General features: G+C 62.4%; 16 protein-coding genes. All 16 read right to left on the bottom strand.

Translation table 11 applies throughout. From position 1 onward, the window contains the following. Positions 1–103 precede the first annotated feature (103 nt). The 16 genes from rpsQ to rpsL all read right to left on the bottom strand — a co-directional run bounded on the left by rpsQ (position 104) and on the right by rpsL (position 13,167). The gene (rpsQ, locus tag ABEA23_RS01690; protein ID WP_044493886.1) at positions 104–388 is read right to left on the bottom strand and encodes a 30S ribosomal protein S17; all 285 of its coding nucleotides are present in this window, start codon (positions 386–388) and stop codon (positions 104–106) included. A 2-nt stretch (positions 389–390) separates the two neighbouring features. Next, the gene (gene rpmC / locus ABEA23_RS01695) at positions 391–648 is read right to left on the bottom strand and encodes a 50S ribosomal protein L29 (RefSeq protein WP_044494369.1); all 258 of its coding nucleotides are present in this window, start codon (positions 646–648) and stop codon (positions 391–393) included. Positions 649–650: 2 nt separating this feature from the next. Continuing rightward, the gene (rplP, locus tag ABEA23_RS01700) at positions 651–1,067 is read right to left on the bottom strand and encodes a 50S ribosomal protein L16 (RefSeq protein ID WP_260072584.1); all 417 of its coding nucleotides are present in this window, start codon (positions 1,065–1,067) and stop codon (positions 651–653) included. After that, a complete protein-coding gene (rpsC, locus tag ABEA23_RS01705; RefSeq protein WP_260072583.1) occupies positions 1,067–1,870 on the bottom strand; it encodes a 30S ribosomal protein S3 in 804 nt (267 codons plus the stop codon). Before rpsC ends, rplP begins: the two co-directional genes overlap by 1 nt. Continuing rightward, positions 1,870–2,235, bottom strand: a complete 366-nt coding sequence (gene rplV / locus ABEA23_RS01710) for a 50S ribosomal protein L22 (protein WP_044493879.1) — start codon at positions 2,233–2,235, stop codon at positions 1,870–1,872. The genes rpsC and rplV overlap by 1 nt, the downstream gene beginning before the upstream one ends. 56 nt (positions 2,236–2,291) lie before the next feature. After that, the gene (rpsS, locus tag ABEA23_RS01715; RefSeq protein ID WP_044493876.1) at positions 2,292–2,573 is read right to left on the bottom strand and encodes a 30S ribosomal protein S19; all 282 of its coding nucleotides are present in this window, start codon (positions 2,571–2,573) and stop codon (positions 2,292–2,294) included. Positions 2,574–2,585: 12 nt separating this feature from the next. Continuing rightward, positions 2,586–3,422: a 50S ribosomal protein L2 gene (gene rplB / locus ABEA23_RS01720; RefSeq protein ID WP_044493873.1), complete on the bottom strand. Its 837-nt coding sequence runs from the start codon at positions 3,420–3,422 to the stop codon at positions 2,586–2,588. A gap of 34 nt (positions 3,423–3,456) precedes the next feature. Continuing rightward, a complete protein-coding gene (gene rplW / locus ABEA23_RS01725; protein ID WP_044493871.1) occupies positions 3,457–3,765 on the bottom strand; it encodes a 50S ribosomal protein L23 in 309 nt (102 codons plus the stop codon). Next, positions 3,762–4,382, bottom strand: a complete 621-nt coding sequence (gene rplD / locus ABEA23_RS01730) for a 50S ribosomal protein L4 (protein WP_044494367.1) — start codon at positions 4,380–4,382, stop codon at positions 3,762–3,764. Before rplD ends, rplW begins: the two co-directional genes overlap by 4 nt. Positions 4,383–4,387: 5 nt before the next feature. Beyond that, the gene (gene rplC / locus ABEA23_RS01735) at positions 4,388–5,050 is read right to left on the bottom strand and encodes a 50S ribosomal protein L3 (protein ID WP_044493868.1); all 663 of its coding nucleotides are present in this window, start codon (positions 5,048–5,050) and stop codon (positions 4,388–4,390) included. A gap of 22 nt (positions 5,051–5,072) precedes the next feature. Further along, entirely contained in the window at positions 5,073–5,381 is a 309-nt protein-coding gene (rpsJ, locus tag ABEA23_RS01740) for a 30S ribosomal protein S10 (protein WP_022871716.1), read from the bottom strand. Between the two features lie 495 nt (positions 5,382–5,876). Continuing rightward, a complete protein-coding gene (locus tag ABEA23_RS01745; RefSeq protein WP_345476383.1) occupies positions 5,877–8,702 on the bottom strand; it encodes a hypothetical protein in 2,826 nt (941 codons plus the stop codon). A gap of 151 nt (positions 8,703–8,853) precedes the next feature. Continuing rightward, on the bottom strand, positions 8,854–10,044 hold the full coding sequence (tuf, locus tag ABEA23_RS01750) for an elongation factor Tu (RefSeq protein WP_345476384.1): 1,191 nt from the start codon (positions 10,042–10,044) through the stop codon (positions 8,854–8,856). Between the two features lie 130 nt (positions 10,045–10,174). Beyond that, the gene (fusA, locus tag ABEA23_RS01755) at positions 10,175–12,289 is read right to left on the bottom strand and encodes an elongation factor G (RefSeq protein ID WP_345476385.1); all 2,115 of its coding nucleotides are present in this window, start codon (positions 12,287–12,289) and stop codon (positions 10,175–10,177) included. A 33-nt stretch (positions 12,290–12,322) separates the two neighbouring features. Next, on the bottom strand, positions 12,323–12,793 hold the full coding sequence (rpsG, locus tag ABEA23_RS01760; protein ID WP_044493859.1) for a 30S ribosomal protein S7: 471 nt from the start codon (positions 12,791–12,793) through the stop codon (positions 12,323–12,325). Then, entirely contained in the window at positions 12,793–13,167 is a 375-nt protein-coding gene (gene rpsL / locus ABEA23_RS01765) for a 30S ribosomal protein S12 (RefSeq protein WP_044493858.1), read from the bottom strand. Before rpsL ends, rpsG begins: the two co-directional genes overlap by 1 nt. Between the last annotated feature and the right edge of the window lie 118 nt (positions 13,168–13,285).

A 13,285-nucleotide genomic window follows, 5' to 3' on the forward strand; every position in this document is an offset into this window, starting at 1 on the left:
CGCATGGGCGCACAGCCTCAATATCATACCGAATAAACAGCAAGACCCCAACTCGTCGGGCGAGTCGGGGTCTTGCTGTTGATAGTCGCGGCAGCGAAAAGGCTTACTTAGCCTTCTCGACCACGCGGACCAGGCGCCACCGCTTGCTAGCGGAGAGCGGACGGGTCTCGGAGATCAGAACGATGTCTCCGACGCCGGCCTCGCCGTTCTCGTCGTGGGCCTTGAACTTGCTGTGCCGCTTCATGACCTTCCCGTACAGGGAATGCTTCTTGCGGTCCTCGACCTCGACGACGATGGTCTTGTCCATCTTGTCGGAGACGACGACGCCGCGCAGGTTCTTGCGGTAGTTACGCTCAGTGCCCTGGGTTTCAGTGCTTGCTTCGCTCATGCTCAGTCCTCAGTCTTCTCTTCAGCGGAAGCGCCCACGTTTTCACGAATGCCGAGCTTGCGCTCGTTCAGGATCGTGTAGATGCGAGCGATATCGCGCTTGACGGCCTTCAGCCGGGCGGAGTTCTCCAGCTGACCGGTGGCGGACTGGAAACGGAGGTTGAAGAGCTCTTCCTTGGCGGTGCGCAGGGCCTCAGCCAGCTGCGCCTCGTCCAGCTCTGCGAGCTTCTCAACGGTCAGGTCCTTGGATCCGACTGCCATGGTCACTCACCACTCTCTCGGCTGATCACGCGTGCCTTCATCGGCAGCTTGTGGATTGCCAGACGGAGCGCCTCCTTGGCGACCTCCTCGCTGACACCGGACAGCTCGAACATCACGCGTCCGGGCTTCACATTGGCGACCCACCACTCGGGGGAACCCTTACCGGAGCCCATACGGACCTCGGCAGGCTTCTTGGTGATCGGCTGGTCAGGATAAATATTGATCCAAACCTTGCCGCCACGCTTGATGTGACGGGTCATGGCGATACGTGCCGACTCGATCTGACGGTTGGTCACATATGCCGGGCCGAGGGCCTGGATGCCGTACTCGCCGAATGCGAGCTCGGTGCCGCCCTTAGCCATGCCGCTGCGCTTGGGCTTATGCGGCTTGCGGTACTTGACGCGACGTGGCATCAACATCAGTTCTGCCCTCCTTCAGCGGCAGGTGCGGCCTCGGCTGCTGCCGGTGCGCCATCGCGCCCACGGCCTGCACCGCGGCGACGACGATCGCCAGCTCCGCCGCCGGGTCCACGGCGTCCGCCGCGGCCGGAGGGAGCAGCAGCCTGCTGTGCAGCAAGCTCCTTGGCGGTCAGATCGCCCTTGTAGACCCAGACCTTCACGCCAATGCGGCCGAAGGTGGTCTTGGCCTCGTGCTTGCCGAAGTCGATGTTCGCACGCAGGGTGTGCAGCGGCACACGGCCTTCGCGGTAGAACTCGGAACGGGACATCTCGGCACCGCCAAGACGGCCGGCGCACTGGATACGAATACCCTTGGCGCCTGCACGCATTGCGGAGGAGATGGCCTTCTTCATTGCGCGCCGGAATGCCACACGAGCAGCGAGCTGCTCGGCCACACCCTGAGCAACCAGCTGAGCGTCGATCTCGGGGTTCTTGACCTCGAGGATGTTCAGCTGGATCTGCTTGCCGCTGAGCTTCTCGAGCTCGCCGCGGATGCGGTCTGCCTCGGCGCCGCGGCGGCCGATCACAATACCCGGGCGGGCAGTGTGAATATCGACGCGAACGCGGTCACGGGTGCGCTCGATCTCGACCTTGGAGATGCCGGCGCGCTCAACGCTCTTCTCCAGCAGCTCGCGGATCTGGACATCCTCTTTCACGAAGTCCTTGTAGCGCTGACCCGGCTTGGTGGAGTCGGCGTACCAGTGGGAGACGTGGTCAGTGGTGATGCCCAGACGGAAACCATTGGGGTTGATCTTCTGTCCCACTACTGATCTCCACCTTTCTCTTCTGTGCCGACCACGATGGTCACGTGGCTGGTGCGCTTGTTGATGCGGTAGGCGCGTCCCTGTGCACGGGGGCGGAACCGCTTCATGGTGGGTCCTTCGTCGACGCGGGCCTCAGTGATGACGTAATCGTCCTCGTTGAAGGCGACGCCGGCCTTGTCAGCATGCTGCCGGGCGTTGGCCATTGCAGAGGCCACCACCTTGTACACCGGCTCCGAAGCGCCCTGGGGGGCGAACTGCAGAATGGCCAGTGCCTCGTTGGCCTGCTTGCCGCGGACAAGGTCGACGACGCGCCGGGCCTTCATAGGCGTCACACGCACGTAGCGCGCAATTGCCTTGGCTTCCATTGCTTTCCTTCTCTCGTCTTCTCAGAAGTAGTGCAAACGTACTGATCCCGTGAGGGTCAGCGGCGCTTGCCCTTCTTGTCGTCCTTCACATGGCCGCGGAATGTGCGCGTCGGAGCGAACTCGCCGAGCTTGTGCCCGACCATCGACTCAGTGATGAACACGGGGATGTGCTTGCGTCCGTCGTGCACGGCGATGGTGTGGCCGAGCATGTCCGGGATGATCATGGAACGGCGGGACCATGTCTTGATGACGTTCTTGGTGCCCTTTTCGTTCTCAGCAGCGACCTTCAGGTACAGGTGCTGATCAACGAAGGGGCCCTTCTTCAAGCTGCGTGGCATGTTTCCAGGCTCCTATCGCTTGTTCTTGGTACGACGGCGACGCACGATGAGCTTGTCGCTTTCCTTGTTGGGACGGCGGGTGCGGCCCTCGGGCTTGCCGTTGGGGTTGACCGGGTGGCGACCACCGGAGGTCTTGCCCTCGCCACCACCGTGCGGGTGGTCGACAGGGTTCATGACAACACCGCGGACGGTCGGGCGGACGCCCTTCCAGCGCATACGGCCAGCCTTGCCCCAGTTGATGTTGGACTGCTCGGCGTTGCCGACCTGCCCAACAGTTGCGCGGCAGCGCACGTCCACGTTGCGGACTTCACCGGAAGGCAGACGCAGCTGGGCGTACTTGCCTTCACGAGCAACCAGCTGGATGGAGGCACCAGCGGAGCGGCCGAGCTTGGCACCGCCGCCGGGACGCAGCTCCACAGCGTGGATCACGGTACCGACGGGGATGTTACGCAGCGGCAGGTTGTTGCCGGGCTTGATATCCGCGTTGGGGCCGGACTCCACTGCAGCACCCTGCTCAAGCTTGGCCGGAGCCAGGATGTAGCGCTTGGTGCCGTCTGCGAAGTGCAGCAGGGCGATACGTGCGGTGCGGTTGGGGTCGTACTCAATATGAGCGACCTTCGCGGGCACGCCGTCCTTATCCGCGCGGCGGAAGTCGATCAGACGGTACTGGCGCTTGTGGCCGCCGCCCTTGTGACGGGTGGTGATCTTGCCCGAGCTGTTACGGCCGCCGGTCTTGCTCAGCGGGCGCAGCAGGGACTTTTCCGGCGTAGACCGGGTGATCTCTGCGAAGTCGGCCACCGATGAGCCGCGCTGGCCCGGGGTGGTCGGCTTCAGGTTACGAATAGCCATGATTCTCTTCCTCGATCAAGTGGTTCCGGCAGCCTTATGCTGCGGATCCTCCGAAGATGTCAATTGCAAAGCCCTCTTTGAGGGTGATGACCGCCCGCTTGGTGTCATTGCGGGAGCCCCAGCCGAAACGGGTCCGCTTGCGCTTGCCCGGACGGTTGATGGTGTTGACCTTGTCGACCTTGACGCCGAAGATCTTCTCCACTGCGTACTTGATCTCGCTCTTGGTGGAGCGAGTATCGACCAGGAAGGTGTACTTGCCTTCGTCGATCAGTGCGTAGGACTTCTCGGAGACGACCGGCGCGATGATGACGTCGCGGGGGTCTTTCTGGGTCAGGACGCTCACTTGGCCTCCTCCTTGTTGCCGCCCTGTGCGTGAGCCAGGAAGGCGTCGTATCCGGCCTGGGTGAACACGATGTCGTCGGAGACGAGCACATCGTAGGTGTTCAGCTGGTCGGCATAGAGAGTGTGGACATGGGGCAGGTTGCGGGTGGACAGCGCGGCGACGTCGTCGCTGCGGTCAATGACCACCAGCCAGTTGCGATCCTGGCCGCCGAGGGAAGCCAGAGCTTCCTTGGCTGCCTTGGTGGAGGCCTTCTCGGTCACCAGTGCGTCAATCACGTGGATACGGCCGTTGCGTGCCCGGTCAGACAGAGCGCCGCGCAGTGCAGCAGCCTTCATCTTCTTGGGGGTGCGCTGGGCGTAGTCACGCGGGGTCGGACCGTGAACGATGCCGCCGCCGATCATGTGGGGACCGCGCATTGAGCCCTGACGAGCCCGGCCGGTTCCCTTCTGGCGGAACGGCTTAGCGCCGGTGCCGGAGACCTCAGCGCGGGTCTTCACCTTGTGGGTGCCCTGACGAGCAGCAGCCTGCTGCGCCACGACGACCTGGTGGATCAGCGCGTTGTTGGTGGCGACGTCGAAAACCTCTGCGGGGAAGTCGACGGAAACCTTGGTTGCCATTTTGATCATGCTCCCTTCACTGCCGTGCGGACCAGGATGACCGCACCCTTGGGGCCAGGAACGGCGCCCTTGATGAGCAGCAGGTTCTTCTCGGCGTCCACTGCGTGGACGGTGAGGTTGTGCGTGGTGTGGCGGACGTTGCCCATCCGGCCAGCCATGCGCAGGCCCTTGAAGACGCGTCCGGGGGTGGCTGCGCCACCGATGGAGCCGGGCTTGCGGTGGTTCTTGTGCTGACCGTGGGAAGCACCGACACCGGAGAAGCCGTGGCGCTTCATAACGCCAGCGAAGCCCTTGCCCTTGGTCTTGCCGATGACGTCGACCTTCTGGCCGGCTTCAAAGGTCTCAGCCTTGAGCTCCTGGCCCAGCTCATAGGAGCCGGCCTCTGCGGTGCGGATTTCCACGATGTGGCGGCGTGGGGTCACGCCTGCCTTCTCGAAGTGGCCAGCCATCGGCTTGGTCACTTTGCGAGGATCGATCTGGCCGAAGCCGATCTGGACGGCGTTGTAGCCGTCGACTTCCTCGGAGCGGATCTGGGTGACGACGTTGGAGTCGGCCTGGACGACAGTGACGGGGACGAGGTTGTTGTTCTCGTCCCAGACCTGGGTCATGCCGAGCTTCGTGCCCAGCAGTCCCTTGACGTTGGTTTCGACGCGGGAAATGTTGGTCATAGTTCTCTCAGCACCTCCCTGACTAGAGCTTGATCTCGATGTTGACGTCTGCAGGCAGGTCGAGACGCATCAGGGAATCGACAGCCTTAGGCGTCGGGTCCACGATGTCGATCAGGCGCTTATGAGTGCGCATCTCGAAGTGCTCGCGAGAGTCCTTGTACTTATGGGGAGAACGAATAACGGCGTACACGTTCTTCTCGGTGGGCAGCGGCACGGGGCCGACAACCGTTGCACCTGCACGTGTGACCGTGTCGACGATCTTCCGAGCCGAGGTGTCGATGACCTCATGGTCATACGACTTCAGCCGGATGCGGATTTTCTGTCCCGCCATGGCGTTGAGCCTCTTTCTGGTCAGTCCTGCTTCGTTCGTTCTTCGTGGCAGCCATGTGGCGGCGACGTCGTCGAAGCGACGTGACCTCATCGAAAAGCTCTGCGCGGCGTGGGGGATCAGCTCTTCAAAAGAGCCATATCCGGTGCCGGAAAACCGTCTGATGTTGTGGCTGCCTATCACGTGTGACACGTGATCTGCGGTCCCTCTGCCTGCCGAATCCATCACCACCGTTGACGGTGCGCCGCTGCTATCAGCGGCTGCAATGGGTTCCTCGACTGACCGGAACCCCGGCCCCCGCGGTCGGGCGTGTCGCTTAGATGAGCAGCGATTGCTGCGCACAGCAGAACACCCGCAGTGAGCCGGATTGAAAGTTATGCTTGCCCGTTCATCGAATCCGGACCGCAGGCACGCCAGGGCACACGGATCGTGAACAACTTGTCTATAGTGTCATGTTCTCTCCGGACTCGCAAGCTCGGAAGCCTGGTGAAGCCGGTCTCAACGGCTGTCGGTGCTCTCAGAGGCATACTGGCCGGGGTCAGCTGCAGCTGGCCTGTGCCCTGGCGGCTGCTTCTTCTGTACAGCCAGCAGCCTCCACACAGCCGCAGCAATGATGAGCACACCCAGGGCAATCAGCAGCCCAAAGACCGCCTGACGCAGTGACCACAGAACAGCGAGGACGATGAGACCGGCACCCCAGTAGAGGCCCAGTCGTCGCGCTCTCAGTAGACCAGCGGTCAGCAGTGCTGCCGCCGCCACAAGGGGTGTGATCTGTACCAACGGGCTATCTGCGCCGAGGCCTACCAGCGCCAGAACTGTGGCCAGCACGCCGGCAGCGACGTAGTGGATCATCGCCCAGTCACGATCCACGTCAGGACCGCGTGGTGCAGGCTGGCCAGGCCCTTCGGTGCGACCGAAGATCAACGCTTCGTTGAGCAGAATGGCCAGCAGCATCAGCAGTCCAGTTCCCGCCACGAGCGTTTCAGTATCAAGCTCGGCCTGGTACAGCGCGAAAAGTCCAGACAGCGGAAGCAGGAGACTGCCGGCTAGGCCCACGTGGACACGCAGTCGCTGGGGTACCCAGCGAACGGCCAAGACCAGTAGTGTGCCCTGCATCAGCGGTACCACCCAGGCCAGCACCGGAACCCGGCCCGGCTCTGCTGTCACCATAGGTGCGGTAGAAGCGACCAGCGCCACCACTGCGGCACTTCGGGCCAGCTGCATACGCAGTGCGCTAGCTTCTCTGGGGTACCGGTCGCGCATCCAAAGCGCCAGCGTCACCACGACTGTGAAGGCCACACTGGACCCCAGGTACCCGGTGACCGAACTCGTGGCCCCCATACGACCGTCAAAGAGGTTCTGCAGTGTCTCAACTACGGTCAGATACGCGCCCAGGGCTGCGTATACCGGTACCGTCACCGCGGTGACGGGTTCCTTCAGCGTGCGCAAAGCCAACAAGAGTGCCAGACCCAGCAGAACAAACGCGGTGGCAAGATCAGCCCACCACCAGCTCGAGGTTTGAGCACGGTGAAGCAGTGTCACGGCGGGAATCAGGATGAGCCATGCCAGGGGTTCGCCCACGAGGTACCTGGCATCGGGTCGGCGCACCCAGTGCAGGACCGCACCGGCTGCTGCCAGGAAGAGCGCCAGCAGCCCGAGCCGGATACCGAGCCAGATATCAGCTCCGAACTCCCCCACAGTCCAGCCCAGGCCGGCGCACCATAGTGCGAGAAGACCACGCTGAACTGCTGAGCGCAGCCCTTCGCCGCTGAGTCGGCGTTCGGCCAGGATCCAGATGCTCAACCACACCATTCCCAGAACTGGTAGTCCGGGCAGTGAGGTGATGACAGCCAGGATGAGGAAGGCACGCAGCACGTTCCGGCGGATTCTGCCAGGCCGACGCAGCAGAATCTCGTGGGCACCCATGGCTGATGCTGTTGCGACGATGACGCTCAGCCACAGCCATGGTGTCTCGTCAGCTGCTGCAGACACCATAAGCATCTGGGACAGCAGGGCTGTCGCCAGAGCGGCTACTAGCGCTGCCGAGGCTGCTTCACGCTGGGCGGGCCTGCGTTGCTCGGGGCTGCGTTGCTCGGGGCTTGGTTGATCGGTGACCCGACTCGGCAGGTAGACCATAGAGAAGTAGACCGCAGCCGCCCATAGGGTGATCAGCGCCAGCGTGATGGCATACCCCAGACCCAAGGTGAGCAACCAGCTGATAAAGGCAGCAGTGAACAGTATCCGGGCGGCCACAGAGTAGCCCAGCCGGAACCTCTTCACGGGCGGCCACACCGCACAGACGAGATAGTAGATGCCCGCGGCAGCGAAGAGGAACACATAGTCCGTGCTGCGCATATGCGCCGGTGTCAGCAGCCCGGCCGCCACCGCCCCTGGGACAACGAGCCAATGCAGCCGCCCAAAGGGGCGCGTCAGGATGGTGGGGAGCCTCTCCCCCAGCAGACTCAGCGCGAACTGGCTCACGGCGGCCAGCAACATGATCAGCACCAGCGACCACAGCAGTCCCTGCTGCAGCACTGCGGTGGAAGAGAACAGTGCGGAGTAGAAGAACGGTACGGCCAGATATCCCAGTACCCGCGAATCCAGGCGCAGCGCTGCAGCACTGTAGACACCCAGGCCCAGCAGGGAGGTCAGCAACCAGGTGAGTCGTCCGTCACCGATGAAGGCATCATTTACCGGCACTGCAGCCACAGAGAGGATGGCCAAGGACGTGCCGAATAAGGCCATCCCCGCCGGTTTGAGCACACTGACACGTTCAGCCAGAACAAAGCCCACGACGGCGAAGACCACATAGGCCACCAACAGGGACACCGCGGTGAATACAGGTGACTGCATCACTGAGACATACGCCAAAGCAGCCGCGGACAGCAGCAGTCCCCCGATGTAGAGCGCGATATTGATAGCTCGAAACTCACTGCGAGTGCTCGGCTCAGTCGCTGACGTGCGGTAAACCGTTGGCAGCGCACTTGCACTTGCCTGCTGCGGATACTCAGAGTCGCCAGGCTGCCCAGGCACTGTACTGAGCTGGACAGTGGGAGGGACATAACCAGCCGGAGGGAGCGGGCCAGTCACCGGCAGCTGACCAGTCGCACGACGCCGGTCGGTCGGCGTCAGATAGCCCGAAGGTACTGCCCAGTCAGTGGGAGGAGCCGCCGGGGGAACGTGGCCTGCGGGCTTGGTGGGTGTGGTCACATCGTAGGGCGATGGGTGCGGCGGTGTCTTTGACCGCCCCCAGTGGTAGCCCAGAGCCAGTCCAATGCCAAAGGGCACGGCCAGCACCAGCAGAATCACCGTCAGCCACTCCATGACTGGTTACCGCCTTATCTACTTCGTTGACCACCGCGGGGAACCACGGGCTACCGCGGCAACCCTGACAGCGTATAACGCACAGGACCCCCAGCATCCGAAGATGCTGGGGGTCCTGTGAATCAGATCAGCTGATCAGTGAGTAAGAGTATTACTCGATGATCTTGGTGACCTTGCCGGAGCCAACGGTGCGGCCACCCTCGCGGATAGCGAAGCCGAGGCCCTCTTCCATAGCGATCGGCTGGATGAGCTCGACGGTCATCTCGGTGTTGTCACCGGGCATCACCATCTCGGTGCCCTCAGGCAGATCGATCACACCGGTCACGTCAGTGGTACGGAAGTAGAACTGCGGACGGTAGTTGGTGTAGAAGGGGTTGTGGCGACCGCCCTCATCCTTGGACAGGATGTAGACGTTTGCCTCGAACTTGGTGTGCGGGGTGATGGAGCCGGGAGCAGCCACAACCTGGCCGCGCTCGACGTCCTCGCGCTTCAGACCGCGAAGCAGCAGACCACAGTTCTCGCCTGCCCATGCCTCGTCGAGCTGCTTGTGGAACATCTCGATACCGGTCACAACGGTCTTCTGCTTCTCGCGGATACCCAGGATCTCAACCTCAGAGTTGATAGCCAGGGTGCCACGCTCGGCGCGACCGGTCACCACGGTGCCGCGACCGGTGATGGTGAAGACGTCCTCGATCGGCATCAGGAACGGCTTGTCACGGTCACGCTCCGGCTCCGGGATGAACTCATCCACGGCGTCCATCAGGTCCTCAACGGACTTGACCCACTCTGCGTCGCCCTCGAGAGCCTTCAGGCCGGAGGTGCGGATCACAGGAGCGTCGTCGCCGTCGAAGCCCTGGTCGGACAGAAGTTCGCGAACCTCCATCTCGACGAGGTCCAGCAGCTCCTCGTCATCAACCATATCGGACTTGTTCAGAGCCACCAGCAGCTTCGGCACGCCAACCTGGCGGGCCAGCAGCACGTGCTCGCGGGTCTGAGCCATCGGACCGTCGGTGGCTGCGACCACGAGGATCGCGCCGTCCATCTGAGCAGCACCGGTGATCATGTTCTTCACGTAGTCGGCGTGGCCGGGAGCATCGACGTGAGCGTAGTGACGCTTCTCCGTCTGGTACTCCACGTGAGAGACGTTGATAGTGATACCGCGCTCGCGCTCCTCAGGAGCGTTATCGATGGATGCGAAGTCACGGCCCTCGTTGAGGTCCGGGTACTTGTCAGCCAGCACCTTGGAGATAGCGGCAGTCAACGTGGTCTTGCCGTGGTCGACGTGACCGATGGTGCCGATGTTGAGGTGCGGCTTAGTCCGCTCGAACTTTGCCTTGGCCACAGGTTCCTCCTATAGAAACGTGTTCAGGTCAGTAAGACTTACTTCAGCCGCACAGGGTAGTTGGCTGAAACTCTCGCAAGTCTACTAATTACAGGGTTATTGGGGAAATTTTGCTCGATGCCAGGACGAGTTACTCGCCGCGGCTCTTCTCGATGATCTCGTCGGCCACAGCCTTCGGCACCTCAGCGTAGGAGTCGAAGGTCATGGTGAACACTGCGCGACCCTGAGTACGGGAGCGCAGCTCACCGATGTAGCCGAACATCTCGCTCAGCGGCACCAGTGCCTTGACGACCTTCACACCAGCAGCGTCGTCCATGGACTGGATCTGACCGCGACGGGAGTTCAGGTCACCGATGACGTCGCCCATGTACTCCTCAGGAGTACGGACCTCAACGGACATCATGGGCTCCAGCAGCACAGGGTTGGCGCGGCGTGCGCCCTCCTTGAACACCTGGGAGCCAGCGAGCTTGAACGCCATCTCCGAGGAGTCGACGTCGTGGTAAGCGCCGTCGGTCAGCTCGGCCTTCACGCCCACCATCGGGTAGCCGGCCAGCACGCCGACCTGCATGGCGTCCTGAATACCAGCATCCACCGAAGGGATGTACTCACGCGGGATGCGACCACCGGTCACCAAGTTGGCAAACTCGTAGAGCTCGCCCTCGGTGGTGTCCAGGGGCTCGAAGTTCATCTGCACCTTCGCGAACTGGCCGGATCCACCAGTCTGCTTCTTGTGGGTGTATTCGACCTTCTCCACGCGCTTCTTGATGGTCTCGCGGTAGGCAACCTGCGGCTTGCCCACGTTTGCTTCGACCTTGAATTCGCGCTTCATGCGGTCCACCAGGATGTCCAGGTGGAGCTCGCCCATGCCGCCGATCTCGGTCTGGCCGGTTTCTTCGTTGAGGTTGACCGTGAAGGTCGGATCCTCAGCGGCCAGCTTCTGAATAGCGGTGGAGAGCTTCTCCTGGTCGCCCTTGGTCTTGGGCTCGATGGCCACGGAGATCACCGGCTCCGGGAAGGTCATCGACTCAAGAACGATCTGGTTGTCCGGATCGCACAGGGTGTCACCGGTAGTGGTGTCCTTCAGACCGATGACCGCATAGATGTGGCCGGCCTGGATCTCCTCCACCGGGTTCTCCTTGTTGGCGTGCATCTGGAAGAGCTTGCCGATGCGCTCCTTCTTGCCCTTAGTGGAGTTGATCACCTGGGCACCGGAGCTGAGCTTGCCGGAGTACACGCGGATGAAGGTCAGCTGTCCGAAGAACGGGTGAGCAGCAATCTTGAACGCCAGAGCGGAGAAAGGCTCGTCCTTGGACGGCTTACGGGTCAGCTCGACCTCTTCATCATTGGGCTTGTGACCCACCATGGACTCGACGTCTGCCGGGGAGGGCAGGTAGTCGATCACGGCGTCAAGCATGGGCTGCACACCGCGGTTCTTGAAGGCAGAACCACAGAAGACCGGGTAGGCCTCGCCAGCCACGGTGAGCTTGCGGATGCCATCCTTCAGCTCGTCCATGGTCAGCTCTTCGCCCTCGAGGTACTTCTCCATGAGAGCCTCGTCGGCCTCGGCAACCTGCTCGATGAGCTCGTTGCGGTACTCCTCAGCACGCTCCACCAGATCCTCAGGGATCTCGCGGGTCTCGTACTCAGCGCCCATGGTCACGTCACCCTTGGCATCGCCGGGCCACACCAGGGCCTTCATCTTCAGGAGGTCAACAACGCCCACGAAGTCATTCTCAGCACCGATAGGCAGCTGCATCACCAGCGGCTTGGCGCCCAGACGGGACTTGATGGTGTCAACGGTGAAGTAGAAGTCTGCGCCCAGCTTGTCCATCTTGTTGACGAAGCAGATGCGGGGCACGTTGTACTTATCAGCCTGGCGCCACACGGTCTCGGACTGGGGCTCCACGCCTTCCTTGCCGTCGAAGACAGCCACCGCGCCGTCGAGCACGCGAAGCGCGCGCTCTACCTCAACGGTGAAGTCCACGTGACCGGGGGTGTCAATGATGTTGATCTGGTTATTGTCCCAGAAGCAGGTCACCGCGGCGGAGGTGATGGTGATGCCGCGCTCCTTTTCCTGCTCCATCCAGTCCGTCGTCGACGCACCGTCGTGGGTCTCACCGATCTTGTGGTTGATGCCCGTGTAGAACAGGATGCGTTCGGTGGTGGTGGTCTTACCGGCATCGATGTGAGCCATGATGCCGATGTTGCGGACCTTCTTCAGGTCAGTGAGCACGTCTTGTGCCACGGTGAATCCCCTTTAACTCGGTTCTGCTTGGGCTTACCAGCGGTAGTGGGCGAAGGCCTTGTTGGCCTCGGCCATCTTGTGGGTGTCCTCGCGGCGCTTCACAGCGGCGCCGAGACCGTTGGATGCATCCAGGATCTCGTTCATCAGACGGTCGATCATGGTCTTCTCACGACGGTCCTTGGCGTAGCCCACTAGCCAGCGCAGAGCCAGGGCGGTAGCACGACCGGGCTTCACTTCGACGGGCACCTGGTAGGTGGCACCGCCGACGCGGCGGGAGCGGACCTCGAGAGCGGGGCGGATGTTGTCCATGGCCTTCTTTAGCACAGCCACGGAGTCCTCGCCGGACTTCTTGGCCACACCTTCGAGGGCACCGTAGACGATGCGCTCAGCAGTGGACTTCTTGCCGTCGACCAGCACCTTGTTGATCAGCTGGGTGACCAGCGGGGAGCCGTGGACGGGGTCCTGGACGAGAGGGCGCTTAGGAGCGGGACCCTTACGAGGCATTACTTCTTCTCCTTCTTCGCGCCATAGCGGGAGCGAGCCTGGCCGCGACCCTTGACACCCTGGGTGTCAAGAGCGCCGCGGACGATCTTGTAGCGGACGCCGGGGAGGTCCTTCACACGACCGCCACGCACGAGCACGATGGAGTGCTCCTGCAGGTTGTGGCCCTCACCCGGGATGTAGGCAGTGACCTCAACGCCGCCGCCGAGGCGGACACGGGCCACCTTGCGCAGTGCGGAGTTCGGCTTCTTGGGCGTGGTGGTGTACACACGGGTGCATACGCCACGACGCATTGGGGATCCCTGCAGGGCAGGGGTCTTGTTCTTGGCAACTTTGGGGGTGCGACCCTTGCGCACCAGCTGCTGAATAGTAGGCACTATGCGTTCTCCATCAATAGTTGTCTGGGGCCGCCTGCGGCCGGTGTGTCTCTGCTGATGCGAAACTCTTCAGGTCCGAGGCCGCAGCCGCCGAAGCGGCCGAGATGACTCAGTCCCC

The organism is Nesterenkonia rhizosphaerae (assembly GCF_039544555.1).
GTDB classification, from domain to species: Bacteria; Actinomycetota; Actinomycetes; order Actinomycetales; family Micrococcaceae; genus Nesterenkonia; species Nesterenkonia rhizosphaerae.

What these genes read in the sequence shown, in the direction of transcription:
- rpsQ (WP_044493886.1), bottom strand. Translation starts at nt 388, where the DNA reads ATGAGCGAAGCAAGCACTGAAACCCAGGGCACTGAGCGTAACTACCGC.
- rpmC (WP_044494369.1), bottom strand. Translation starts at nt 648, where the DNA reads ATGGCAGTCGGATCCAAGGACCTGACCGTTGAGAAGCTCGCAGAGCTG.
- rplP (WP_260072584.1), bottom strand. Translation starts at nt 1,067, where the DNA reads ATGTTGATGCCACGTCGCGTCAAGTACCGCAAGCCGCATAAGCCCAAG.
- rplV (WP_044493879.1), bottom strand. Translation starts at nt 2,235, where the DNA reads ATGGAAGCCAAGGCAATTGCGCGCTACGTGCGTGTGACGCCTATGAAG.
- rpsS (WP_044493876.1), bottom strand. Translation starts at nt 2,573, where the DNA reads ATGCCACGCAGCTTGAAGAAGGGCCCCTTCGTTGATCAGCACCTGTAC.
- rplB (WP_044493873.1), bottom strand. Translation starts at nt 3,422, where the DNA reads ATGGCTATTCGTAACCTGAAGCCGACCACCCCGGGCCAGCGCGGCTCA.
- rplD (WP_044494367.1), bottom strand. Translation starts at nt 4,382, where the DNA reads ATGGCAACCAAGGTTTCCGTCGACTTCCCCGCAGAGGTTTTCGACGTC.
- rplC (WP_044493868.1), bottom strand. Translation starts at nt 5,050, where the DNA reads ATGACCAACATTTCCCGCGTCGAAACCAACGTCAAGGGACTGCTGGGC.
- rpsJ (WP_022871716.1), bottom strand. Translation starts at nt 5,381, where the DNA reads ATGGCGGGACAGAAAATCCGCATCCGGCTGAAGTCGTATGACCATGAG.
- ABEA23_RS01745 (WP_345476383.1), bottom strand. Translation starts at nt 8,702, where the DNA reads ATGGAGTGGCTGACGGTGATTCTGCTGGTGCTGGCCGTGCCCTTTGGC.
- rpsG (WP_044493859.1), bottom strand. Translation starts at nt 12,793, where the DNA reads ATGCCTCGTAAGGGTCCCGCTCCTAAGCGCCCTCTCGTCCAGGACCCC.